Annotated in this window: 18 protein-coding genes and 1 pseudogene; 13 read left to right on the top strand and 6 right to left on the bottom strand. The window is 35.3% G+C overall.

What is annotated here, in order from left to right:
- The first annotated feature begins 4 nt into the window (after positions 1-4).
- The 8 genes from ACIZ62_RS13720 (at position 5) to ACIZ62_RS13685 (ending at position 14,226) form a co-directional block, all read left to right on the top strand.
- Positions 5-1,498, top strand: a complete 1,494-nt coding sequence (locus ACIZ62_RS13720; RefSeq protein WP_414150389.1) for a hypothetical protein — start codon at positions 5-7, stop codon at positions 1,496-1,498.
- A gap of 484 nt (positions 1,499-1,982) precedes the next feature.
- Positions 1,983-3,599 (top strand): type I restriction-modification system subunit M, encoded by a 1,617-nt coding sequence (locus ACIZ62_RS13715; protein WP_414150388.1) that lies wholly within the window; start codon positions 1,983-1,985, stop codon positions 3,597-3,599.
- 18 nt (positions 3,600-3,617) lie between these two features.
- Entirely contained in the window at positions 3,618-4,316 is a 699-nt protein-coding gene (locus ACIZ62_RS13710; RefSeq protein ID WP_414150387.1) for an Abi-alpha family protein, read from the top strand.
- 489 nt (positions 4,317-4,805) lie between these two features.
- Positions 4,806-6,923, top strand: coding sequence for an ATP-dependent nuclease (locus ACIZ62_RS13705; protein ID WP_414150386.1), 2,118 nt, complete (start codon positions 4,806-4,808; stop codon positions 6,921-6,923).
- Complete coding sequence (locus ACIZ62_RS13700; protein ID WP_414150385.1) at positions 6,908-8,617, top strand: UvrD-helicase domain-containing protein; 1,710 nt, start codon at positions 6,908-6,910, stop codon at positions 8,615-8,617. Before ACIZ62_RS13705 ends, ACIZ62_RS13700 begins: the two co-directional genes overlap by 16 nt.
- Before the next feature lie 727 nt (positions 8,618-9,344).
- Complete coding sequence (locus ACIZ62_RS13695; RefSeq protein WP_414150384.1) at positions 9,345-10,172, top strand: DUF2971 domain-containing protein; 828 nt, start codon at positions 9,345-9,347, stop codon at positions 10,170-10,172.
- A 114-nt stretch (positions 10,173-10,286) separates the two neighbouring features.
- Positions 10,287-12,146, top strand: coding sequence for a hypothetical protein (locus ACIZ62_RS13690; protein ID WP_414150383.1), 1,860 nt, complete (start codon positions 10,287-10,289; stop codon positions 12,144-12,146).
- A 16-nt stretch (positions 12,147-12,162) separates the two neighbouring features.
- Positions 12,163-14,226 (top strand): sacsin N-terminal ATP-binding-like domain-containing protein, encoded by a 2,064-nt coding sequence (locus tag ACIZ62_RS13685; RefSeq protein ID WP_414150382.1) that lies wholly within the window; start codon positions 12,163-12,165, stop codon positions 14,224-14,226.
- Between the two features lie 705 nt (positions 14,227-14,931).
- On the opposite strand, the gene ACIZ62_RS13680 is transcribed toward ACIZ62_RS13685, so the two are convergent.
- The 4 genes from ACIZ62_RS13680 to ACIZ62_RS13665 form a co-directional block, all read right to left on the bottom strand.
- Positions 14,932-16,116: an ATP-binding protein gene (locus ACIZ62_RS13680; protein WP_111889312.1), complete on the bottom strand. Its 1,185-nt coding sequence runs from the start codon at positions 16,114-16,116 to the stop codon at positions 14,932-14,934.
- Positions 16,117-16,925: 809 nt separating this feature from the next.
- Positions 16,926-17,564: a dienelactone hydrolase family protein gene (locus tag ACIZ62_RS13675; protein WP_414150381.1), complete on the bottom strand. Its 639-nt coding sequence runs from the start codon at positions 17,562-17,564 to the stop codon at positions 16,926-16,928.
- Positions 17,561-18,208, bottom strand: coding sequence for a phosphoribosyltransferase (locus tag ACIZ62_RS13670; RefSeq protein ID WP_111889313.1), 648 nt, complete (start codon positions 18,206-18,208; stop codon positions 17,561-17,563). Before ACIZ62_RS13670 ends, ACIZ62_RS13675 begins: the two co-directional genes overlap by 4 nt.
- A gap of 306 nt (positions 18,209-18,514) precedes the next feature.
- Positions 18,515-18,868 carry an ATP-binding protein gene (locus tag ACIZ62_RS13665; protein ID WP_414151863.1) on the bottom strand — a complete coding sequence of 118 codons (354 nt, stop codon included), beginning with the start codon at positions 18,866-18,868 and terminating at the stop codon, positions 18,515-18,517.
- Positions 18,869-19,172: 304 nt separating this feature from the next.
- On the opposite strand from ACIZ62_RS13665, the gene ACIZ62_RS13660 reads away from it, so the two are divergent.
- A complete protein-coding gene (locus ACIZ62_RS13660; RefSeq protein WP_414150380.1) occupies positions 19,173-19,766 on the top strand; it encodes a type IV toxin-antitoxin system AbiEi family antitoxin domain-containing protein in 594 nt (197 codons plus the stop codon).
- A pseudogene (locus ACIZ62_RS13655) lies at positions 19,763-20,615 on the top strand (nucleotidyl transferase AbiEii/AbiGii toxin family protein). Before ACIZ62_RS13660 ends, ACIZ62_RS13655 begins: the two are co-directional and overlap by 4 nt.
- Before the next feature lie 862 nt (positions 20,616-21,477).
- On the opposite strand, the gene ACIZ62_RS13650 reads toward ACIZ62_RS13655, so the two are convergent.
- Complete coding sequence (locus tag ACIZ62_RS13650) at positions 21,478-22,059, bottom strand: hypothetical protein (RefSeq protein WP_111886768.1); 582 nt, start codon at positions 22,057-22,059, stop codon at positions 21,478-21,480.
- 361 nt (positions 22,060-22,420) lie between these two features.
- Between ACIZ62_RS13650 and ACIZ62_RS13645 the strand changes: the two genes are divergently transcribed.
- The 3 genes from ACIZ62_RS13645 (at position 22,421) to ACIZ62_RS13635 (ending at position 23,624) form a co-directional block, all read left to right on the top strand.
- A complete protein-coding gene (locus ACIZ62_RS13645; protein WP_111886769.1) occupies positions 22,421-22,915 on the top strand; it encodes an NUDIX hydrolase in 495 nt (164 codons plus the stop codon).
- A gap of 69 nt (positions 22,916-22,984) precedes the next feature.
- A complete protein-coding gene (locus ACIZ62_RS13640; protein ID WP_111886770.1) occupies positions 22,985-23,377 on the top strand; it encodes a hypothetical protein in 393 nt (130 codons plus the stop codon).
- A 70-nt stretch (positions 23,378-23,447) separates the two neighbouring features.
- On the top strand, positions 23,448-23,624 hold the full coding sequence (locus ACIZ62_RS13635) for a hypothetical protein (protein WP_204355456.1): 177 nt from the start codon (positions 23,448-23,450) through the stop codon (positions 23,622-23,624).
- A gap of 230 nt (positions 23,625-23,854) precedes the next feature.
- Here the strand turns inward: ACIZ62_RS13635 and ACIZ62_RS13630 are convergent, their stop codons facing one another.
- Positions 23,855-24,307 (bottom strand): thioredoxin family protein, encoded by a 453-nt coding sequence (locus ACIZ62_RS13630; protein ID WP_414150379.1) that lies wholly within the window; start codon positions 24,305-24,307, stop codon positions 23,855-23,857.
- Positions 24,308-24,326 lie beyond the last annotated feature (19 nt).

The following is a 24,326-nucleotide window of genomic DNA, read 5'->3' as shown; positions in this document are numbered from 1 at the left end:
TACTATGCTTGACGACATTAGAATGAATACTATTTCTTTAATCGAGGCAGAAACTATCTTAAAAGGATTTGAAGGAAAATGGATATATGTAAAAAATATTTGTGACATTGGCTCTGATGTAAAAAAACAGGTGGTTTTATATTCAAAATTTGAAATTCGAAATGTGGATACTTTTGAATCAATAAGAATCTATGGCAAAGAAGATGATGATAGATTAATCATTGAAAAAGAAATAGTAAAATTAGTACAAATAACTCCTGAAAATGATGAATTAATGATCGTTACTGCAGGAGAAAACGTTCATTCGTATATATATATCAAAATTCATAATCCAAATGCAAGGAATAGATTGCAAGAGATTATTAAGTCAGAGAAAAATATTATAATTACAGAAGGTAAAACAGACTGGAAACATCTCAAATCTGCGTTAGAAAGATTTAATGCAAATGGGGATTATATCAATTTTGATTTCGATTTTTTTGAATACGAGAATGAAATAGAAATGGGATCAGAAACCTTACTACGAGTATGTGAATATAATCAACTGTTTCCAAATTTAGGAAAAAAAGTGTTTGTATTTGATGCCGACTTATCCAAAATTAATAAACTTCATGAAGGTAAATCATATATTAATCATGGAAACAATGTTTTTTCATTTGTTTTACCCATACCAGAATTTCGTAAAGATACACCTAGTATTTCCATTGAAAATTATTATACAGATAATGATATCAAAAGAGTAGACAAAAATGGTTTGAGATTATTTATGAATGGTGAGTTTGATTTCCAAACAGGTTGTCTTATTGAAGATGAGAACATAATTAATATTAATTATAGAACACATGAAAAGATGGATGCAAACTATATTATTGACAATAATATTTTCAAAGTGCCAAATGCAAATACCATTGATCCTCAGGAATTTAAGGAAATAAAGAAAAATAATCAAAACATAGCATTATCAAAAAATAAATTCGCAAACTATATATTAGAAAAAGATCCAGCTTTTAGTAACATGAATATTGATTATTTTAAAGAGATTTTTGATGTTATTGAAGAAATATCAAAATTACCTAATGTGGGAATTGCATATACTGAAAATGGTATACTAGAAAAAACGAAAGTTCAAGATGGTGTTGAAATTTTGAAATACGAAAGTGGATTTAGTGTTCTGAAATTATTTGTTACGGAAATTGATATTTTAAATGGAAATGAGTGTATCTTATGCGAGGTTGAAATTAATGATGAAAAAGTAATTTTCACGATTAGAGATACTTCGTATAAAAACTCAAATAGTCTTGAAATTATCAAAGAAGATGTACTAATTAATTTTTTGAGAGAAAAGGCAAACAATAGTAATAACAGAATAGAATTGAATATCTGCTATCCTGATAAACGAATAAGTATAAAAGAAATTCTTAAAGGAGAAATTGCCTCAGCTACAATATATAAAGCTTTGCAAAATAATTACTCTAAAAATAAAAGTTATCAATATTAGGTTCATTGGAGGATTATGATAAATGAGAACTGAAATAGATAATAATACGGATAGAAAAGTATTTTTGATGTTGTAAATAGGTAATTGCGAAATGAAAACTAAACAAAAAACAAAGCTTGACTCGAATAAAAAGGTGTGAAGCCGATAAAAAACGGCTGATCGACTAAAACGGTTCAAAAAAGAGAAAAATCAGCACGTAACCAAAATCAGTAGTTTTTTCGAAAACTCTGTTGGTGACTAAACGAACAGCGGTTTAAGACTACGGTTATATTCGGGGTTACCGATACATGAGGCAAGAACGACAGTTAACAGACAGGCAATACCAGCAAAATGGATATCGGCTTTGTTGGTCAGAACATTTCTGATTTTGCTACCGGCCGTGCACATGTTGATTTAAATAGATTCGCGTAAAACCCATTGTTAGTAAGGGGTTTCGACATTTCGCAAATGTCTACTATTTATCTAAGAAAAGGAGAAACCACCAATGAGTAACGCTACTGATATAACCACCAAACTATGGGAAATGGCCAACAAACTGCGGGGCACCATGGATGCCAGCGAGTATAAAAACTATATTCTGCCCTTTATGTTCTACCGCTACCTGTCTGAAAATCAGGATGACTATTTGCAGGCCAATGGACTGGAAGAATTTTACGTCGTGACCGATGAAGCTGAAAAAGAGGATTACCTTGAAGAAATCAGTAAGGGCATCGGCTATGCCATTGACCCCGGCTATACCTGGGGAAAAATCGTCGCCAAAATTGAAAATCACAAAATCAAAGCCAGTGACTTCCAGGATATGTTTGACGCCTTCAATAGAAATGCCAAACGCAACGCCGTTGCCGAAGCGGACTTTGCCAACGTCTTCTCCGATGTCAATCTGGGCGACACCCGCTTAGGTCCCAATACCAACCAGCGGGCCAAGGCCCTCAATGATATCATTCTGATGATTAATGACTTCACCTTCAAAGACGATTCCGGTCGGGATATCCTCGGCGATGTTTATGAGTATCTGATTGGCCAGTTTGCCGCCAGTGCCGGCAAAAAAGGCGGGGAATTTTATACCCCCCATGAAGTCAGCCAGATCCTGGCCAAACTGGTCACCCTGGATGCCGACGGCCGGGGCGCCCAGTTCCGGGTTTACGACCATGCCATGGGATCGGGCTCACTGCTGCTGACCGTGCAAAAAGAATTGCCCCATGGTGATGAAGAAGGCAGCGTCGACTTTTACGGCCAGGAGCTCAACACCACCACCTACAATCTGGCCCGGATGAACCTGATGATGCATGGCGTCAACTATCGCAATATGGAGTTGCGCCGGGCCGACACCCTTGATGCCGACTGGCCCTTTGCGGAAAAAGATGGGACGCAAATCCCGCTGAAGTTCGACGCCGTCGTCGCCAACCCGCCCTATTCACAGAATTGGGATACCAAAAACGTTGATCGGGAAAAAGATGTCCGCTTTAAGGGCTATGGCGTGGCCCCGGCCTCCAAGGCCGATTTTGCCTTTGTCCTCCATGGCCTCTACCATTTGGATAAAACCGGCACCATGGCCATCGTCTTGCCTCATGGCGTCCTTTTCCGTGGAGCGGCGGAAGGTAAAATCCGCAAGAATATCATTGATAACAATCTCCTCGATGCGGTGATTGGTCTGCCGGCTAACCTCTTCTACGGCACCAGCATCCCCACCTGCGTGCTGGTCTTTAAAGGCCGGGAAGCCCGCCACAATAAAGATGTTCTCTTTATTGATGCCTCCAATGATTTTGAAAAAGTCAAAAACCAAAATAAACTCACGGCGGATAACATCGACAAAATCATTGAGACTTACGCTAAACGTCAAGATATTGAGAAATACGCCCATCTGGCCAGCCTGGATGAAATCAAAGAAAATGATTATAACCTAAACATCCCCCGTTATGTTGACACCTTTGAAAAAGAAGAGGTGATCCCCCTGTCACAAGTGGCCCAGGAGCTAGCGGAAGTTAAAACAGAAATTGCCAATACTTATGATAACCTGTTTGGATTGTTGAATGAGTTGGAGGGGACGACTGCGGAAAGCCAGGCAGAGCTGGAAAAATTTATTGGGCTTTTTGGGAAGTAAGCGGGCTGGTAAGAAGTTATGGATGAACAAAACAATATTGAAATATTCGGTGATGGGATAAAATTACTTAACAACGTGATTGAGTTTGCCAATGCAGCAGGTTTTCCGGAGCTGCTAAAAGGAAATATCTTATATCTTAGAGATAAAATTGAAGGCAAGAAAAAAGCAAATCTAGTGAACACATTTCTCAAAATTAAGAAAAAACTTGACGAAACAGGGATCCCATATATTATCAAACCGGTTGAATTAAAGGTTTCGGTTTCCATACTTGAAGAAGCGTCCTTGGAAGAAGATGATTTTATGCAAGAATTGTGGGCAAATTTAATCATGAATGCCAGTATCGAAAATTTTAAAACGAATGTAAATATTACCTGTGTTGATGTAATTAGAAGATTAACCCCGCAGGATGCCAAAATTCTTTTAACCATTTATAAAAATCCTTATAGTCAAATAAAAAATGGTGTGATCACAAAAGATTTGCCCACTAGCATTATATTTTATAATGGTAATGGTGAAAGAGACGAACTTAATTTTAGGATAGATGAAGAAATTGAATTCTCATTAGGTAACTTAGAGCGGTTGGGTTGTATTGCAGGTGGAACAGTTTTTGGATCAGGGACAGACTATCATCTGGTCTCACCAACAGTTTTAGGTAAAAAGGTTTATGAGACGTGTACTCTGGACTTTGATAATTGCGAAGAATCGCAAGATATGTAAAGACGGCATCGAACGAATCATTTTGCCACACCTGAGGATTCGCTATTTTTATTTATTTTTGATACTATAAACAACATGATACATGCTTTTAAATTAAGGAGGTAACCATGAGCGAATTAAAAATCGATTTAGTTAAAGATTGGCAAGATCAAATACTGGCAGCTATGAAGAGTGACGGGCTCAACAACACCCGAAAAATGAAAATTGACCTTGTTAATAATTAGTTGTTTTACCTACCTAAGAAAAAAGGAGTCTGGGTTAAAACATAAAATCCATTTATCAAAAGAGTTTTGTTGTCCAGAAAAAACTGCGTAATATAACAGATATATTGGAAACTGGTGGTGATATCGGACCATATTTAAGTACAGGTGCTATTGCTTTCAAAAATGACTAAATTTCGCTGATGTTTTTTAAGACACTGGTAGAATTTTATTAAATTCCTATAAAGTGTCAAGTTTAAATCTAGATCGAGGTAAGGTAAGGTGCGTTATGTTTATAAAGGAATTAAAAATAGAAAACTTTAGAGGGTTTTCCACTGAAACGACTATTCGATTTCAAAATGGAATAAATGTTTTAATTGGTGCGAATAATGCGGGAAAGACAACAATACTAAGGGCGTTGGAACTATTGTTTTCGAATGAGAGGCCAAAGAATCTTAGAACAGAAGATTTTAACCATAGTATTTCAATTGATGACATTATATCATTTTCACCGAAGATTAAAATATCTGCAATATTAGTTGAAGACGATAAAGAGGAAAAATATTCAAACGATTTAATAACCGTTGCATCTTGGTTGACTAAAATAGATAAACCTTACGAAGCTCAAATAACATACGAATTCTCGCTGCCTGAAAAAGAGGAGACAGAATACAAAATTGCTATGAGCAAGGTGGACAGTAATGATATTGATGTTTTGTGGAAAGAAATAGAGTCGGATTTTATACGGAAGTATACCTACAAAGTTTTCGTAGGGAACCCAGAGTATAGGGTTTCGATTGAAAGTGATTCTTTAAAAAAATTTGACTTTCAATTTATGAATGCTATTCGAGATGTTGAAAGAGATCTTTTTTCAGGAAAAAATACTTTGCTTAAAGAAGTAATTGATTTTTTTATTGATTATGAAATAAAGACAGATGCTAATATTGATGAAGATGAAAAAAAAGTACTTATAAAAGCCAAAAAGAAGAGTTTTACATTAGAAGCGCAAAAGTTAATAACGTCTCTGCAAGCACGTATGGATAACGGTAAAAAAGAAATGCTGAAGTATGTTGAAGCAACCGGAGCAGACTTTGACAATACGAAGCCTACATTTGATGGAAAAATATTAGATATGGAGCTATATTCAGCATTAAAATTAGTCGTTGAAAATGAAACAGGAATAAAATTACCGGCTACAAGAAATGGTCTAGGATATAATAATTTGATTTTTATATCTCTATTACTCGCAAAAATGCAAAAAGATTCTTCAAGTGAATATCTTGGGAGTAACTCAAAGACATTTTCAATGTTAGCTTTTGAAGAGCCAGAGGCACATTTGCATCCAAACATGCAATACAAGTTATTGAAATTTTTAGATAGAAATAAATCACATGAGGTCAGGCAAATTTTCATAACCACCCATTCACCTAATATAACGGCTGCTGTCAGTTTAGATTCTATCATTGTTTTAACGAAGAAAAATGATGTGATAAACGTTTCATACCCAGGCAAGGTTTTTTCTGATACAGAAAAAGATAAAAAGTCGAAAAAATATGTTGAGCGATTTTTAGATGTTACAAAAGCAGATATGTTTTTTGCAAAGAATATTATTTTTGTGGAAGGATTGGCGGAACAGATCTTGTTACCAACTTTTGCAGAGGCAGATCATTTGTCATTAACTGATAAACATATTTCAGTAATAAATGTTAACGGGAGATACTTTGAGAACTTTATTAAATTGTTTGATACGCAAAATAGTTGTTATGCTATACCTAAAAAGGTAGCTTGCATTACTGATCTAGATCCGGTGAGGAAACTTAAAAAGAAAAATAGCAGCGAAGAAGTTACAGATGAAAATGGCGAAGAAAAAAGTAATTGGAAATCATGTTTTCCATTTATGATTGATAGTGATGGTAATTATGAATATAAAAAATCTTCAAATATGTTAACGTCTATATATCAAGAAAGAAAAGATGATGATTTAATACGAGTATATACTCAGATTGAAGGATCGACTTTTGAATATGAATTGATACTAGAAAATTATTCATGTAAGGATCTTATTTCAGAATCTGTCTCCAATCGCACTAACATTAAAAAGATGATGGATTCAATTGCAAAAGATATGTCAAAAGAAGATTTAAATAATCTAATAGAAGGTATTCGTAAGGGTGAATTTAAAGAGTTGGTAAAACAGTATTCTGACAATGGAGATGCATCTCCATTTGTTAAAGCCAAACATATTATCGCTGCGAGGTATTTAAAATCAATAAAAAAAGGTGAAATTGCTCAAGAACTAGCATCTGTTATTTTAGATAATATCGAAAGTACAGAGAATGGTGAAGAACACTTTGAATTTACTGTACCATCATATATCAAGGAGGCAGTAAAATGGATTTGTCAATAGCAACTTGTTTAGATGATAGCAAGCAAAAAATTAAAATTGATAATCATTTCAAAGTTATTGCTGGACCCGGAGCAGGAAAAACAACTTTTGTAGTCAGTCATATTAAAAATATAATAGAAAAATCAGATAAAATTTCGGATTTGCGAAAAATTGCATGTATTACTTATACCAATGTAGGGGTAGAGAGTATAACAGCTAAGTTAGGTGATGCATATGAGAGTACTGAAGTAAGTACGATACATAGCTTTTTATATAAGAATGTTGTAAAACCATATTTATGGATTCTAAGTGATGACTATGAGTTTGATTTAAAGAATATCAATGGACATGATGATGTTAAACCAACATATAGTATTTTGAGCGAATGGAAAGCTGAAACAAAACAATTTGCATTAAATGATGATAAAGAATTATCTAAAGCTCTTTCTAAACTGTCTTGGATTTTGAAAGATGAAATTATAGAACTGGGCTTTCAAAAGACTTGGTATGCAAAAGCAGGAGTTTATAATATTAAAAAGGATTCATATTTAGCATACAAGAAAATATGTTGGAAGAATGGACTTATTTCACATGATGACATATTGTTTTTGAGTTATAAGATTCTTGAAAAAAATTCAAGAATATTGGATATACTGCGAGGTAAATTCCCGTATGTTTTAGTTGATGAGTTTCAAGATACAAATCCTATTCAAAGTGCTATCATAAAATTAATAGCGAATGAAGAAACTATAGTGGGCGTCATAGGAGATGAGTGCCAATCCATATATAGTTTTCAGGGCGCAGATGTGGAACAGTTTATAAACTTTAATCTGCCAAATATGAAATTATATTACATTTCAGATAACAGACGAAGTACAGTAGAAATAATTAACTTACTAAACTATGTACGTGGAGAAAAATCATTCAATCAGAAATCTTCTGATGAATTACATGGTGATAAACCATGTATAATTTTAGGTAACTTCTTTAAGTCATTTGAGAATGTTAAAGAATTATGTAATGATGAAGTAATATGTTCCTTATCGTATAAGAAGGAGTTATCAAATCAGCTTAAATATGGAGTAGAAAGCTTTTTTTCAGAAGATGCGACTGATGAATTGCTCTTTGATGATGAAGAGAGGGGACGGATGATATTTTATTCCATTTGTTCAATGGAGTACTGTAAACAACTGAATTACAAAGAAGCATTAAAGAATATGAGAAAAGCTTATAGAAAAACTATAGGTTTTAATGATAGAGATTCATTTGAAAACATGAAAAGACTATCAGATAGCTATAATGAAATTACTTGCTTAAATATTTCGGATTTTTACAATAGTTATATATATGGTTTTTATAACACAAAGAAGAGAATTTCATCTGGAAATAAGAAAAGATATTATGATAGTCTAACCTACAAACAATTAGCGTGTGTTGTGAACATAAATGAGGATGCGGGTAAATTTAGAACAATTCATAAAGCTAAGGGTGATGAATTTGAAAATGTACTACTATTAATGAATCCTTGTGATTTTAATGAAAGTAAAGATCTTGATTTTTTGTTGCATCCTGATATGACTAATGAAGAGCATAGAGTTTATTATGTGGCATTAAGTAGAGCAAAAAAGAGACTTTTTATTTCAATTCCATTTGTATCAGTTGAGGTGAAAAGCCGTTTAGAGAATATAGAGTGGATAAAAATAGATATGATATAAGCTTTTCATCTGAATATTTCGACTGAAAAAAGGTTCTTCTGCAAATCCGATATCCGGCTTTTTGCTCCAAATCACGAAATTACGTTTCGGTTGGTAAATCTCACCCGAAATACTCAAATATGTGTAATGGGTAAACGGGAGGAATATAATGAAATTTTTACCTACAGTAGAAATGGATGAAAAGTCAATGTCAAATAGCCTACACATATTCAAAACTAAAGATTCATGCACTACAGGTCAAGATGACATGTTGATATACAAACAATACGCAAATGGGAAAAAAATGTAATACAATAAACGATTGGAGAAAATAACGATTGAGAATATTTCATCAAAAATAAAAATATACGAAGAAGTATTCTATGAAAACAATGGATTGCATTTTCGATTCAACAATGATGCAATTGAACGCATTGATAATCCGTTTTTTTCTTTACTGAGAAGAGAAATGCACTGACTAGAAAAATGTCTTAAAATAGAAGTAATTTAACTAAGATCAGATAGTTAAGTGAAAGATTGATTTAAAAACATTGTAGTTAGTGGAAATGAAGTCTATAATTAGAGACGAGGAAGTTAGAGACTGACATATATTCACCTTAAATAGGAGGATTTCAAAATAATAAATTTCAATTTTCAGTAGAACTGGGATGATAAAAAACTATTTAGTTGAAATGAGACGGAAAATTGCTTTGATTTAAAAAATGGATAAGTTGCAAAGGGGAGAAAAATGACATATTATTACAATGGCAAGGAATTTATGTCTAGCCTTGATAAAAATATTCAAAGCTATAAACATAAAGCAAACTCAAAAGAATCGCTAAATCACTACACAGATATTGAAAGCTTCTTCAGAATTATTAAAAATAAGAATCTCAAATTAAATGCAATTGACAATCTAAATGACAAGATGGAGTCTGAGTATTTAGAAGAGGAAGAATTAAATAGATTGGTATTTATATCATCGTTTTGTCATGGGTTGGAGAATATTCCACTCTGGCACATGTATACGAGCAAAAATTATGGCTTGAATATCGAATTTGAATATAAATCTTGTAAAAAAGGTTTTATTGATGTAATTTACGATAATAGTCGACCAATTGAAGCCATTCAAAGATCCCCCAAAAATGAAATAGACAAGTATTTCATAAATGGTGATGTTGAAGATCAAAAATTCAAATGGTTAATTGACCTCAGGATCACTGATGTTTGTTATGACTCGGAAATCAGGGAAAATAATCCAGTTTATTATGTTGGTGATTTTAAATATGATTTAAACGCTATGGGATTGTTTAAGAATGAGTTTTGGAAATATGAAGAAGAAACTCGATTGATAGGTAAATTTAGAACAACAGAAACAAAAACTACTCTACCGACTTATGATTATATTTTGATTCCTGTTACGTTTGAGAACGTCCTTATGACTGTCAAATTTAGTCCATGGATGTCTGAAGAAATAAAAGAATGTGTGAAAGTGTATGCCAAACAATACTTAGGTGACAATAAAGCAAAGTTTATTGATAGCCGATTTACAGATCAGCTAATTAGAAAATACTAGTTGTAAGTGTGTGAATGTTTGTTGAAAATGTCGTTTGTAGTAGATGTGCCCTTTACGGTAATAAACAAAAATAATTGGAAAAGATGAAGAAGATTAATCTTTAAAGGCAGATAAATGAAAGTAACGGAAATCAAACGAGAGATCCAAAGACTCTTTGAAAATGAAAAAGATGATGAAGCCATTAATTTTTGGTTGCAGAATGTACTTGAAAATAAATCGCCAATAGTAACACAGCAAATATTTAATTCAACATTGAACAGCATCGGTTTTTTTGAATGGAACGAGTGGAATCTGGGTAGAAAATCAAATCGCTTATATTCGATTACTTCTAAAATGGCAAATAGTGGATTGCTTACTCTGCTGATTAAGTGTGATTTTATGAATAAAAATAAGAAATCATTAAATTGCTTAACATTGATGATGGTAGCAACTATATTAAATCAAGATAGATTGACTTTTAATAAAATCATAAAAATTTTATATTTGAATTACACATATGATGAATTTCGGGAGATTTTACGTCAATGTATTTTTTATTCTGATTTTTTCAATCCTGTTATTTTTTCAAAACCAGAGCGCATTGAATTGATTGACGATTCAATTATTGAGAGTGGTCTGCTTGATGATATTGATAAACTGATATTTATTATTCGGATTTGCAATTTGTCAAAATCAAATTACCGAAATTTGGGAGATGTCATCAATATAATTGAAAATTATTGGGATAATGAGGAAGTAAAATACGAGGCAGTTGAGTATTTAATGACAGAAAATGTTATCGATAATATGGAGAATATTTCTAGAATAATTTCGGCTGATGAAGTCATTTTACTCAAGATGTGCAAACGGAAGATTTTTGATCAAGATAGATTTAACATATTGATATTTAATAATAGATTTAGAAAACAAGTATTGGATATGATAATATTAAAAAATAACCAAAAATTAATAGTTCCGGTAATAAAATTTATCCATGATTGTTTTCTTGTAAAGATGTGTAATGGTTATTGTTCAAGAGGTGTAGCTGGTGGACCTTATGAAGATTTTAGAAAATGTTTAGCGGAAAGTGAACACCGTCAAAGAGACATAATTGAGGAGATAAGTTTAGAGATTTTTAGTCATAATTCAAAAAATATTTTAAATTTCTTTTTGATAGGTGATCGAACAAATGCTAGGGAGGATACTGTTTTATTAAATATGAAATATGAATATAACAGTATTTTTGTTGAGCAATATCTAAAATATAGAATCAATGAGCTTTACAAGTATGTTGAAACAAAAGAGCAATATCATGACTATGTTGCGCTCATATTCCCTTATATCGGCGGAGATTATAGTGATAAAAAGAAAATATTTGAGGAAACACTTAAGTATTTTACGGAAAACAATCAAACATTAAAGGTAATGGAATTAATAGGTGGAATAACAGAGTATAATAAAGAGCTAGCCAGGGAAATAATTTTGGATATCATTTGTTATGAAACAAATGATGAATTTCAGATTACGTCTTGTTTTAATAAAAAATATACAGTTGACATTTTTTACTTGCTAAATCAATATTTTGAGGATTTTAATGCATTCGATTTCCTTAAAAACAGTTTGGTATTTAAGAATAAAGTATTCGAGAATACAATAGACTATTTTGAATATGCTATTCATCATGAATACCAACCTCAGTTTCAAGAGTTGATTAAAAAGAGAATATTTTTTTTGACTAATGATCTAAATTGTATTTTTGATTTATACATTAAATATCAAGATAACTTATATCCAAAACCCGATGAGCGATTTATTGGGTCAATAGTTTACTATGAATTTTTATGGATTTCAAAACAAAGCGAATTTAAAGGTGCGAAAAAAAAGAAGATACTGGACGGTTTTACACGTGTGTATTGGTCTTTGCAAAATAATAACTTTTGGAATATTAAGAACTATAGAAAATCCGTGATAGAGTTTTTTGAAATTAAGTTATAGTTAGGAGAAAATTGTTTTGATAAGAGAAACTATCATAGAGATAAATAATAAGTTCATTAACGAAGCTAAGAGTTCACCACGACTTTTTGAAGATTTGGCACAATTAGAGCATTACATTGCAGAAAGCTATGGTAATAGAGTGCTAATTGAATTAATACAAAATGCAGATGATGCGCAGTCAAATAGGGTTTATTTATATTTTGATGGTATAAATTTGTATTTAGCAAATAATGGACGGAATTTTAATGAAGAAGATATCATGGCAATAAGTAGATCTGGTAACAGCAGTAAGAACAGAAAAGTGAACATTGGTTATAGAGGAGTTGGATTCAAGAGCACTACTTTTTTAACAAATGATATTGTTATTTATTCTAATGGCGAGTATTTTACATTCTCAATGCAAAAAACAAAAGAAAATCTTGCCAAATATGGAATAAAAAAATGTCCAACAGTAAGAATTCCATTTATTATAGAAAAAGGTCTAGAAGATAGAATAAGCAACGTTGTAAGTGATCTTGTTAAAAAGGGATTTAGTACAATATTTGTTTTTAAGAATGCTAATATTGAATTAATTCGAGAGGAACTATTTGCGCTAAGGAATGATACATTTATTTTTCTTAACAATCTTTGTGAATTCAAAGTATCAGTGGAAGATATTGAACAACTCTATAAAGTTTCAAAGCACAGTTCGTATATTTCGATTTCGAGTAGTAAAGGAAAAAGTACTTGGAAAATATTAAAAGGTCAAGCAAATGAATTACCCTTTCAAATTGCATTTGAATTTGACGGAAAAAACTTGATACCTTGTAATAATGACGAATCTGTTTTGCACGTTTTCTTACCAACTCTTGATAAGTTGGATTTTCCTTTTAAAATAAATGGATATTTTTCAACAGATCCATCAAGAAAACATATACATTTTGATGATGACTGTAAGGGAATACTTGATGCGACTGTAGAAATGGTGATTCAAATCATTCGTGAATTATTTGAATTGGAAACAGAAGAGACTGGAATATTGCAAATAGTAACTACAAATAATTCATTTTCGAAATTCTCAATATATTTTGAAGATAAATTATTTAACTTATTGAAAGAATCGATGATAATAAAAACAAGAAAAGGGGAACTAAAATGCGTATCGGAAATATTAAAAGTTCCGCACTTTCTGACTATTGACGAATTTAATAATTTAATTGATCACTGTGATTATTTAAATTACAAAGTAACAGCAGGGAGAATGGATGGTATAATGTCTGATTTCTTTGACAAATTCAGCATAAATTGTTTGAATTTGGATGATTTGACAAATATTTTTTCGAAAGAATTTTTGAATAATTCAATATCACAAGTTGTCTTGGGAAAATTGTTCGGATATTTTACAAATGAAATTGCACATCAGGATTGCGGAAAATTAAATTTTTCAAATGCCGTATTGCTTGATAAGAAAGGGTCTGTTTCAAGATTAGAATACTTTGTTAATGGGGAAAAAGAACTCCATAAAGAATTTATTAAAGGATTTAGTGAGAATGTTAATGATGGTGCTTTAGAGTATATTGAGAGAAAATACAAAGTTAGCCTTGCTTCTTTACTCAAAAATAACATAACAATAAAAGATATTAAAGAAGTAGGAAATATGAATAGAGCATATACAATTAAAAACAACCCTGACAAAACATATAATATTGGTTTAAATATCTCAAAATGGAGAAGTGCTGAAATACAATGTGTTGAAATTGAAAAATATTTATTTGGCAACAAAGCAACTGACGTAAGTAAACAGAATAAAGGATATGACATTGAAAGCATAGATAATAATAATAATATAAAATATATTGAAGTAAAATCTTTAAAAAATGATGGAGAATATTTTACTTTGACAAATAATGAGTATACAACAGCACATATGTATGCAGAAAAATACTTTTTGTTTTTATGCATAAATCAGAATTCTAAGTTAAAGGTAATTTATATTAAAGATCCAATTAACAATCTCAAATTAGAAAAAAGGATAAAGCAATGGGAATGGTTTTGTGATGAGTATAATGGAGAGGAATATACTATTAATTTGGAAGAATGATCAATTATTTTGAACTAAGTAATTATATTAATTTTTCAACAGAATTGATTAAATTTGCAAGCATTAATAAACGTGATTTAAAGATCGGAGATTATGAAGGGTCAATTGAAGTTTGACCCTTCAATTGACCCTTTTTAGAACTTTCTAATTCATTATATTCTAATTATAGAAAAAAGTTGAAAAATGGCTAAAATAAAGGGATTCAATAATTCATTTGCATTCATTTAGTACTGTTTTATGTTTATCCGAAAATTCGAATCCCTCAGGGTACGCCATATATATGAATGATTAATTTAAATTAATCATGTTGATAATCTCGAATGCAAATTGTCATTTCAAACCGGTACGGCCGCCTTCACCAAGTAAAGTGACAATGAAGACAAAGTGATTTTTAATTAATTTGGATACTAATGCTGGCAACAAGTGTCCTACATAAAGGATGACGGCCCTCGAAAGTAAGGCAATTAGGAAATTTAAAAAAAATAATGTCCTAAATGTGTCCTATTGCGACTATGAAATGCTTTTAATATGCTATTTACCGGTTGATTCGTAATCAGTAGGCCGGGGGTTCGATTCCCCCCGCTAGCTCCAGTAAGAATCACATAAGAGAGTCGTTTTGGTTCTCTTTTTTATTTGCGTAAAGAGTGAAATGCTTAAGAAAACCCATGAGTTGGGGATTGTTTGGGAAACTTGAAACACTCCCATCTATTCTCCAAGTAAAAAATCTACGATATTGATCTGTTTGATACCATCTTCGTCCATCGGGAGCTCATCCATTGATATTATAAATTTGGGATAGTGGTCGGCCACTTTTTTTAGTGGAGCTATTTCACGCTCAAAGGTTGCAGGGTCGAGAATAGTTGCTGAAACCTGATAGTATACCTTATCGCTGCCGAGCATCGCAATAAAATCAATTTCTTTATCATCAACCTTACCGATATCGACCGTATAGCCACGTCTCAGAAGCTCCAGATACACAATGTTTTCAAGAATATGGCCAATGTCAGCATTTTTATCCCCGAGCAGCATGCGGCGCAGTCCAAGATCCACTAGATAATATTTTTCAAGCGATTTTAGATGCTGTTTACCCTTGACATCATACCGGTTAGCCTTATATAGAATAAAGGCACTCGTTAGGGCTTCAATATAGTTTTCAACGGTTACTGAAGTCGTTTTTCGTCCGAAAGAAGTCAGGCTGTCGGCAATTTTCTTCGAAGACACAATATTGCCAATATTGTCAAAAAGGAATTTAATCACACTTTCAAGTAGGGGAATATCGCTGATTCGTTTTCTGGCAACGACATCCTTGAGTAAAACGGTGTTATAGATTCCCATCAGATAATCCCTGCGAATGTTCTCATCTTCAATAACCGCCACATAGGGGAAACCGCCGTTTTTGAAATAGCTGTTCCAGGCGTCCCGCTGATCGCCGCCAACCAGTTCATAATATTCCGCAAAGGAAAGGGGCAGCATACTGATTTCGATATATCTGCCAGAAAGCAGCGTGGCCAATTCGCCGGAAAGCATCTGAGCATTTGAACCTGTGATATAAACATCCACATCGTCTTTGATAAACAAGCTATCAACGGCTTTCTGAAACTGAGGTACATTCTGTATTTCATCTAAAAATACATAGGTCATTTTGTTAGGAATAAGCTGCTTTGTGACATAGTCATGGAGCTTCCGATAGTCAAGTAAATGCTCATTGGCTACGTCCTCAAAGTTAATCGAGATAATTTGATTGTCCTCAATGCCACATTCTTTCAAATAAGCTCTGAACATTAAAAGCAAGGTAGATTTTCCGCAGCGGCGAATACCCGTAATAACCTTGATGATTTTCTTGTCTTTCATTCTTTTCAACTTTTCCATATATTGTTTTCTTTGTACCATGATGAACACCTCCTATTAATGATACCATAACATGAAAAAATAATGAAGTAAACAAGTTTTCATTTTATAATATAAAAAAAATAAATAATTCGGATGTTTTATTTTGGAAAATGATAAATTCGTTTTATTGAATTAAATAAAACTCGAACGCCATAAACTTAGGGCTTCAACTTCATAACTATTTGCGTTTGGCAGCAATTGATTTTTCAAGCTGTATTACTAATAAGACCGCTCGTAGAATAAAAAAGTCTTGTTTAGCAGAGATGTCAAAGTGCTATCGATAGAAGAAATTAGAAAAATGTTTATAGAACCAATGATTTATGCAATACTGGTAGAAGAGCCATTTAGAAAGCATTGGAGTAGAAAATGGAAGTGGGGGGAAAATGGTATTGCGACACTTTCTAACGCTGCTTTGTCTAAATGAATTACAGGCATTTTCTGGCGTCCATTTGGCGTCCGTTTCTATGAAAAAACATATTAAGTTATGAAATATATTGAAAAATATGAAAAGAGCAATCACTTAGATGGCATAATAAAGACATTTAAGTGATTGCATGAAAGTTGTTATACGTTGACCATATAATTCGTAATCAGTAGGCCGGCGGTTCGATTCCGCCCGCTAGCTCCAGTAAAAAATAATTATTTATTGAAGAACGGCTTTAGATAAACGTTCTTCTTTATTTCTCTGCTTACTTTTCTTCATGGAACTCTATCTCTTTAGCCTCCTTTACCTTCAATGTCATTTTTTTATCATTTATTTTTTGTTCGGTTGCTCATTATTCAATCGCCCTCGTTTTATTTCCCTATTTCTATTTCAGATATTCAACGAACCAATTGGCAGCCATTTCAGCAACCCTTTCCAACGTGCCTGGTTCTTCGAAAAGATGGGTAGCTCCGGGAATAATTTCAAGTTGCTTAAGCCCGATTATTTTGCGATAGGCCTTTTGGTTTAATTCGATGACTATATTATCATTTCCCCCAACAATAAAGAGTGTTGGGGATTTTACACTTTGAAGATGAGGCCATGCCAGATCGGGCCGGCCGCCCCTGGAAACAATAGCATTTACCTGATCTCCTAGTATTGCCGCCGCTTGCAATGCTGCCGCAGCACCTGTACTGGCACCAAAATATCCGATTGTAAGGTTTTTTGTTTCTTCCTGCTGCTGTAACCATTTTGTCGTCACAAGTATCCGGTTTGCCAGTAAATCGATATTAAAACGCATTTTATATTTCATGTCTTCTTCAACCGTCAGCAAATCTAGCAGCAAAGTCCCAAGGCCATGGATTCTGAGCACCTTTGCCACATAATTATTCCGGGGACTGTTTCTGCTGCTGCCGCTTCCATGAGCAAACAGCACTACGCCTGTTGCGCTTTCTGGAATTTTCAATGAGCCGATTAACTTTATCTGTCCGTCAGGGATATGTACGATCTTATCGATGCTTTTCATGCTGATTCGTCCTTGTTTTCAAAGGCGTTAAGGATCGAAATGACTTCACTGTCTTCTACCTGTGTAAAATCTTCATAATATGCGCCAACCGCTCCCCGATAATTTGCGTCTATATCAAGCGATACTAACTCATCCACCATAGAATTCAACTTTTGGGCGGTATCATATGGCGTTACCGGAATCGCAATAACCAGTCGTTTGGGGTTGCGTTTTTTTATCTCATCAATGGCTGCTATCATTGTAAGTCCTGTGGCAATGCCATCGTCTGCTATGATTACTATTTTTCCTTCAACCGAATACAGTGCTCTTCCCCCTAGAAATATTTCTCTGCGCCTTTTAATCTCGTTACGCACTTTTTTTATTTCCCCGGCTAGCCATTCCGGATCGATATTCTTAACTTCAGCTGAATTGCAAATAGGATCGCCATCCTCAGTTATCGCACAAATAGCGTACTCACTGTTCAGGGGATGGCCTATTTTTTTTGTTGAAAGAATATCCAGTGGAGCATCTAGCATCTTTGCGATTTCAACCCCCAGAATCACACCGCCTCTGGGTAATGCCAATACGATAACATCCTCGCGCTTATATTTTTCCAGAGCATTCGCCAGTTTGATTCCCGCATCTTTTCTGTTTTTAAACAACATGTTTGTCCTCCTTAAATTTCTATTAATTATCCAATACCATCTCTGAATAGATCTCTTGGGATCACCTAAACATCTGCTTTATTCTTCACTTCTACCCCATCAAAATATATTCAATCAATTTATTCCGAATTATTCATAAACCTTGATATTTTATGAAAATGCGTCATACAAAGACTATTTTCAGGTTGATGCACCCTAAAAATGCGAAACCTTGCAAGTAAATCAGACTTTTGAGCGACGCACTCTATCGATCAAATATCGGCTGAAAGGGTAGACGAATCCACGGGATTAAAAAAAAATAAAACACTAAATAAAAATATTAATCCTCCAGCTATGCTGGGGAGAGTAGGGTAAACGGAAGTGTGACGTATGTTGTAAAACTGGATAGGCTACAATTAATTGGACAATAAAATTGTGAGCAGATATGAAGGGGTTATAATAAAAAAATCGGTCGAAAAATCCTCGTTTAATTGATGGGTTTTCGTCAAACTTGCCGGTATCATAAAAACCATCTTTTTTATTTTCTCGGATACGATAGCTGTCGCCTTTGATATTGATAGTTGTGGAATAGTGTAATAGACGATCCAGTATGGCCGTGGCGACAACGTTATTCTCGAATACTTCACCCCAACTGCCATAAGATTTGTTGGAAGTGAGAATAATAGAGCTTTTTTATATCGATTATCCTAAACTTGAAATTTATTTTTTTGTTGAAAAATATTTGAAAAGAAAGATATCTAAACTGAATTTGAAGGTCAGGTGATTAGAATTTATAATCGTGAAAAAAACAATATGTGATATCATTCGATATGATAAAAATAGATAAAGAAGTGTTCAATAAGGATTGTTACAGAAAAAAATTACTATTTGTCATGGAGGAGGTATTCATGAACTTAAAATAGCGCAATGCATTTACTTTCATACTAATAATTGTTACAATATTAGTACGAAAGGAAGTGAGCTTATGAAACGATACGAACAGCTGGACAAATTGATTGTCGATCATGACGGAATTGTTCAAACTTCGCAGGTTGTTGCCGAAGGAATTTCTAAACCTGTTTTTTATGATTATGTCAAAGCGAAAAAACTTGAACAGGTGGCTCATGGCGTTTATGCTTCAGCGGATGCATGGACCGATTCGCTTTACCTAATTTATATTCGAAGTAAGCAAGCTATCTTTTCCCATGAAACCGCTTTATTTCTACATGATTTGACGGTACGGGAGCCAGCACCGTATTCGATTACGGTCAAGACTGGTTATAATCCCACCCGCCTAAAAGAGGATGGAATCCAGGTTTATACGGTTAAACCGGAGCTTCATCCGGTGGGCTGCACATCCGCACAGACGCCTTTTGGGCATACGGTTCCGGTTTATGATATGGAGAGAACCATCTGTGATCTGATCCGCAGTCGAAAAGGGATTGAAATCCAAATCTTTCAAGATGCAATAAAGCAATATGTCGGGCGTAAAGATAAAAATCTGCGAACACTGATGCAATATGCATCCCTGTTTCGTGTTGAAAAAATCTTGAGACAATATCTGGAGGTACTGTTATGATTAAGACATCAAAACAATTGAAGGATTTGATCCGGAATCTTTCAAAAAAGAAAGCGGCAGATGCTCAGATGCTGCTGCGTCATTATATGATGGAACGTTTTCTGGAGCGAATTTCTCTTTCTGAATATAAAGATCAATTTATTTTGAAGGGAGGGATTCTGGTGACAGCAATGATCGGATTGAATGCACGATCGACGATGGATTTGGATGCTACGGTAAAAGGCATCAAAGTGAATGCTGAAGATGTCGAGCAGATTATTGCTTCGATTGCCTCGGTGCCTTTAGATGATGGTATATCTTTCCGTATCAAGAGCATTGGTGAGATAATGGATGAAGCCGAGTATCCGGGAATCCGGGTTAATATGGAGACGAGATTTGATGGCGTGATCACACCGATTAAGGTTGATATTTCCACAGGTGATATCATTACTCCCAAAGAAGTGCGTTATCAATTAAAGCTGATGCTGGAAGAACGTAAAATTGATTGGGGCTTACAACCTCGAGACGATTCTGGCCGAAAAGTTGGAAACCATTATTTCCCGCAATACTGCCAATACCCGCATGAGAGATTTTTATGACATCCACAGCCTGCTTCAACTGTATGGTGAAAACATGAATCCTGCAGTTTTCAATCAGGCACTGATGGCAACTGCGAACAAGCGTGGTACAGAGCATTATTTAACCGATATGCTGTTAATCGTTGATGAAGTGGAAAATAGCAGTGTCATGGAAAACCTTTGGCTGGCTTATCAAAAGAAATTTTCTTATGCATCGGAAATTACCTGGAAGACAATCATGGAATCCGTCCGTAATTGCATGGGGTTGATCAGAATGGAGGGCAGACATTAGTTATTTTATGGTACGTTCGTTTTTTGGTTAATAAATGAAAGTGGTAATTCATGTACAAGTATAAACATTCGAAAAAAAGAGTAAAACGTGTCGTAAACATGTCGCATATCATATATAAATGTCCGCAATAAGACATTTACCTACTGTTTCGTAATCAGTAGGTCGGGGGTTCGATTCCCCCCGCTAGCTCCAGTAAGAATATAATATTTTGCTAAAAGAATGGCTTTAATTAGCGATTCTTTTTTTATTTTTTGTTTTTACTCTCCGCTTTAAAGTATGACCGACTGTGAAAAGTTGAAAAACTCTGGCTATTTCTGGCTATTTTACCCCTATTATTTGTCGTACTATTTTCACGTTGAATTATTCCATTTGGTACGTTTCTGTGTTTTGTTGAAAAAAGTCTGTCACACAAGTTGCCACATCTTATAATGTACACGCTTGTCAAGATACAAAATGAAAAAACGTTAGTTATATCAAAATCGGTGTTAAAATACCCTTTTGGGAAGTTTTAAAACGGTATTGACACAGTTGACGGTGATTAATTGTATTGAGGACGACGTTGTTTCAAATGACCGAAAAAATGCCAATCACTGACGACAAACAGTTGGAGGCGGAGCGGCTAGGTATCCCTTTATTGAAGGAGAAGGTTGCAAAAAGCAATAATGAGTGGGTGAAAAATGGGTGTTACAGACATAATTGGCCATGCTTAATAAGAGAACCTCAGGCATAAAATTTGCCTGAGGTTTCTTTCACCGTTAGAGTGATGTGCGTCAGGAAAACAGAGCTGATAGTCTTGACGTTTTCTTAACCTCGAAATGATGGGATACAGTATTTCACGACAGATCGGGGTTGCTAATCCATTTCATGCCAGGACATTTAGACTTGTAAGACTCGTTGTGCTGGTGTTTTGATTATCCTGGTATTGTTGAAAAAGAGACAGTAAATCCTGCTTTGTTTTTGAAGTCTGATTCCATTCGGTTTCATCCAGGATACTAAGACTGCCCATGGTTTCACGGATTTGCATGTAATTCTGTGAAATACCTCCATTTGGCGGACTTTCCGAAAACGGGACGAGGCTTTTTATTTCCTCGAGATCAAAGCCGTTGGTTTTGATAGCATCGGCTAAGGCACTGCTTTCGCTAATACTGGCTTCTTGCAATGCGGTGATGATAGCAGTGGCATCTTCTTCGGTGAGTTCAGAAGCATCATATTCTTCAAGAATTGAACTGATGATGTCTTCCTGTTCCGATGTCAGAGAAGTTGCATCGGATGATTCAGATGTAGCACTGACTTCCGGTGGCGGTGGTGGTGGCGGACCTTTTGGTGGCGGCTTTGAACCATCAACCTGGCTGGTTTCACTGGTATCGCTGGATGTCGTTTGCTTGGTTTGATAGGCCTGCCAAAGACTGGCAGCACTACTACTTTGACTGATTGAACTGATCATTTTGGGTTCTCCTTTCATAATAATTTGCAGCAGTAAGGGGGATTACGCCATGGTGAATAGTATCAATTGACGTGCGATGCGGCCATTGACCTGCCATCTGCTGCGGGCCGAGGATAAACTTTCAATAATGAGATGTCGAAAAGCAAATAAAAGTATCCTAATCTGAAGTATAGCGGATGGAACTTGAATAGACATTGAATGAAGCAATTCAAGCCTGGCAGGCAGTAGTGCCAGGAGACTCTTAACTTAAGCCATTTAAAAATACCCAGCAAGTCATAGAATCCTGGGGTCGGATCATGTATAATAATGAAGGAAAAGATGTGAGAATTACGGTTGTTGTGAAGAAAGAAAGAGGCTTAAGATGAATCATGATATTTTATATCGCAGCGAGGAATTTATTTTTTCTTATCGAATTGCCGGTGTGCTGGTAAAGAATGAAAGAATACTTTTGCAAAAACCCCGAAATGACGATGGTTACTCGATACCGGGAGGCCATGTGCGCAGGGGGGAGACTTCCCAGGAAGCTTTGATCCGGGAATTCAAGGAAGAAATCAATGCGGATATTCAAGTTGAGAAATTGCTTTTTGTGGGCGAGAATTTTTTCCCCTGGGGCAATCGACCCTGTCAGCAAATCAGTCTCTATTATCATATTTTATTGCGGGATGATACGCAAATTCCGTTGGAAGGGGTGTTTAAGGTCATTGACGAACTGGAAAATATGCAAATTGATTTGGATTTTTGCTGGATTCTCTTGTCCGAATTAAAAAAGGTGAAGTTTTATCCAACGAATCTCGTAGACGACTTAATTACCCTGCCGGAAAATGTCAAACATTTTGTTTTCAAGCAAGCACCATGAGTCGCCGAATCGATTTTTCTGGCCCCGGGTCATTTGAAATTTTAGTAAAAAATGGAAAGGAAAAATATGATGAAAAGAATCGCAGTGGTTTTGGCTTTGATGGGGTGTTTGTTGCTGGTGACTGGCTGCGAGAGCGAGGCCGAAAAGGTTTCTTACAATTTGTCGCAGCAGGCGGATAACTTTAATGTGATCCGTCAGTTGACGGTGATTAATTGTATTGAGGGCGACGTTTTGTTCCAGATGACCGGCAAAATGTCAATCACTGCCGACACCGCCGACAATCAGTTGGAAGTCATCGTTGAAGATGAGGATGGCAGTTATAAAAAGCATTTTATCGGGTTAAGCGACAACGTCACCTATGTGCTGGAAGATTTAGGTGAGAACACGGTTTCGAAATATAAGTATACCCTGAATTACAATCCGAAGATGTGGATTCCCGTTGAGATTCAGACCATCGATTAGGCGGTCAGAGTCACCGTTCTTGGTGCCACGGCAAACGGTTTTGCCGGGCCAGCCATGACGCCATAAAAAAATGAATCAGATGGATCATGATTTTGGACTGATGATGGGTTTTATTATGACCCTGGGTTTTGCCATGGTCGCGGTCCCGGGGGCTCCCGGCGGCGCCATCATGACGGCCTTGCCATTTCTGTCGATTATCGGCATTGCCATTGACAGTCCCCTGGCAAGTTTGATGATTGCCATCTAGATCAGTCAGGACAGTTTCGCGACGGCCTGCAATGTGTCCGGCGACAATGCCATCAGCCTGATGGTTCAGAAATTCTATGATCAGATGGTTCAAAAAAACCGGCTGGGGTCGCAGCAGTTCCCGTTGAAGAAGTCCCCGTTGAAGTTTGACAAAAACCTTCCCGCCGGGTCCGATGACACCAGCGGGAAGGTTTTTGTGTGCTATGATACATTGTAAATTTTGATACGATCCTAAAGAGCGTTTAGCCAGCGGGTGAGGTCGGTCAGCGGCGGGACGCTGCCGGCGTGTTTGAGTTGACCATTGATGATTAAAACTGGGGTCATTAGAATTCCGACACCCTTAGCAGCCTGTTCGTAAGGCTGTAAATACTGATCCAAAGCGTAAGTCCAGCCAAACTGATTGTAAGGTTCGTAGGGAAGATTTTCCGGGTCATCCCGGCGATCATAACACTGATTCAGTAAAACGGGATCGATGGGAAGATCGAGAAGGCGGGCCACATTCTTTGCGGTGCCCGGGATCAGACCTTGCGTGTGGGCAAAATCGCTGGCTTTCGGATCGGTATAGGCAAGATGTCGCACCGTTGCCGCTTTATTTTCTGCACTTACGATGGTTTCAATGAGATGGGTCAGCAAGCCACATCGGGGACATGGCGGGTTGGTTCCGATAATCCAAATTTTATGCATGTAAAAGGTCTCCTTTTTT

The organism is Acetobacterium carbinolicum (genome assembly GCF_047456275.1).
Lineage (GTDB): Bacteria > Bacillota > Clostridia > Eubacteriales > Eubacteriaceae > Acetobacterium > Acetobacterium carbinolicum.
The sequence above is the reverse complement of the archived record's forward strand: the minus strand, read 5'-3'. Positions and strand labels throughout refer to the sequence as shown.